The sequence below is a fragment of the Brachyspira catarrhinii genome, assembly GCF_005518285.1.
In the GTDB taxonomy this organism is placed as follows: domain Bacteria; phylum Spirochaetota; class Brachyspiria; order Brachyspirales; family Brachyspiraceae; genus Brachyspira; species Brachyspira catarrhinii.
This window is the reverse complement of the sequence record NZ_SJDU01000381.1, coordinates 1-2,111: the sequence shown is the minus strand read 5'-3', so window position 1 is coordinate 2,111 and position 2,111 is coordinate 1. Positions and strand designations below refer to the sequence as shown.

The 2,111-nt window shown below is 36.1% G+C and carries 2 protein-coding genes; both read right to left on the bottom strand.

The window, feature by feature from the left end:
• On the bottom strand, positions 1-1,071 hold a 1,071-nt coding region (locus EZH24_RS10715; protein ID WP_137999112.1), incomplete at its 3' end, for an ABC transporter permease.
• 14 nt (positions 1,072-1,085) lie between these two features.
• Positions 1,086-2,111, bottom strand: a 1,026-nt coding sequence (locus tag EZH24_RS10710) for an ABC transporter ATP-binding protein (protein WP_137999111.1), incomplete at its 5' end; no start/stop codon positions are given.

The window sequence follows — 2,111 nt, the reverse complement described above, 5'->3', positions numbered from 1 at the left end:
TTTTAGAAATAAATCCACAATACTTCTAAACATCAAAGCGAATGCGCTGAAATAAATTATAGACGATATTATCATTTCTATAATCTCTGGAGTAAAATCGTATATTTGCATATAGAATCCTCCAACGGTTATATGAGCGATAAATATTCCCGCTATAAGTATTCCGACTGGATGCGATAAACCGAGTAAAGCAATCGGAATTCCCGTAAAGCCTTCTTCCGCCAAAATGTCTACAACTTCAATATGTTTTCCCACGCCCGACAAATATAACAAACCGCCGCCGAGTCCCGCTAAAGCACCCGCTATAACCATAGATAAAATTATATTTCTTTTTTCGTTTATTCCCGCGTATCTGCTCGCTTCTTTATTTAATCCGCAGGCTTTAAGCTCGAATCCGAAAGTCGTTTTTGAAAGAATTATATAAATTATTATAACCATTATTACGGCTATAAAAAATCCTCCGTTTGCGCTCGAACCTCTAAATATCGCGTTTAATCCCATCGTGGGAATCGTTCCCGAAGGAGGAATATTTTGAGATTGATTTTTTAAAACATCGTAAACCGTGAGAGTAACCAAATAATTAACCAAATACATTCCAATATAATTCATCATAATGCTTGAAATAACTTCATTAACATTAAATTTTGCCTTCAAAAGTCCGGGCAAATAAGCCCATAAACCGCCCGCGATAAAAGAAACGAATAACGCCAAAATCCAATGAAGCCCCGCTGGAAGAAAAACGCATTTTACTCCGACTAAAACCGCCGCGTAAGCTCCGACTATAAATTGTCCAGGCGCGCCTATATTAAATAGTCCGTTTTTGAAAGCGAAACCAACCGAAAGTCCCGTTAATATCAAAGGAGTAGCCGTATATATAACCTGCCCCATTCCTCTGCTTCCGCCAGAAAATCCGCCAGCAAGTATAGTGATAAAAGCGGGGAGCGCGTCTCTATAATTGCTTATAAGAAGTATTATTAGTCCGAGTAAAAGTCCTATTATTATTGCAAGAAATGAAGAAAATATTTTAACGAAACCGTCTTTTTCAAGTATATTAATTATTCGATTTTTCATTTTATTTTCTCCTTTTACGCGCTTTTTTTTGAACCCGACATATAAAGCCCGAGTTCGTTTACAGTTAAATTATTAGGATAGAGATTAGCAACTATTTCGCCCTCGAACATAACGAGTATTCTATCGCTTAAATTCATAACTTCGTCAAGTTCCAAAGAAACGAGCAAAACCGCCTTTCCGTTATCTCTCTGATTGATAAGCTCTTTATGTATATATTCAATCGCACCGACATCGAGTCCTCTTGTCGGTTGAACGGCGATAAGCAAATCGGGTTCTCTGTCAATTTCTCTCGCTATAATCGCTTTCTGCTGATTTCCGCCCGACATACTTCTTGCTATAGTTTTGAATCCTTCGGCGCTTCTTATATCGAATTTATCTATTAAAGATTTTGAATAATTTTCCATCTCTTTAAATTTTAAGAATCCGTTATTTTGAAATCTTTCCGTAAAATAAGTTTGAAGAATCAAATTCTCTCCCAAAGTATAATCTAAAACCAAACCGTATTTATGCCTGTCTTCGGGAATATGCCCGATTCCGTTTAAAGTTTTTTTCCGTATGCTCAAATTCGTAATATCATGTCCTTTCAATTTTATGCTTCCAGAATTTAGTTCCATGAGTCCCGTAAGCGCGTATATTAATTCGCTCTGTCCGTTTCCGTCTATTCCCGCAATGCAAACAATCTCGCCCGCTCTTACTTCAAAAGAAACATTTTTAATAATATTCTTTGCGCTTTTATGAGATTTTATATTTAAATCATGAGCCGATAAAATTATTTCTTTAGGTTTAGCCTCGCTTTTTTCAACGACTAAAGATATTTTTCTTCCAACCATCATTTCGGACATTTCTTCTTTTGTGGCGTCTTTTACATCGATTGTTCCTATATATTTTCCTTTTCGCAAAACGGAACATCTGTCGGCGACTTCTTTTATTTCGTTTAATTTATGAGTTATGAATAATATCGATTTTCCTTCTTTAGTTAGAGATTTCATTATTTTCATTAATTCTTCGATTTCGTTCGGCGTCAAAACAGCGGTAGGCTC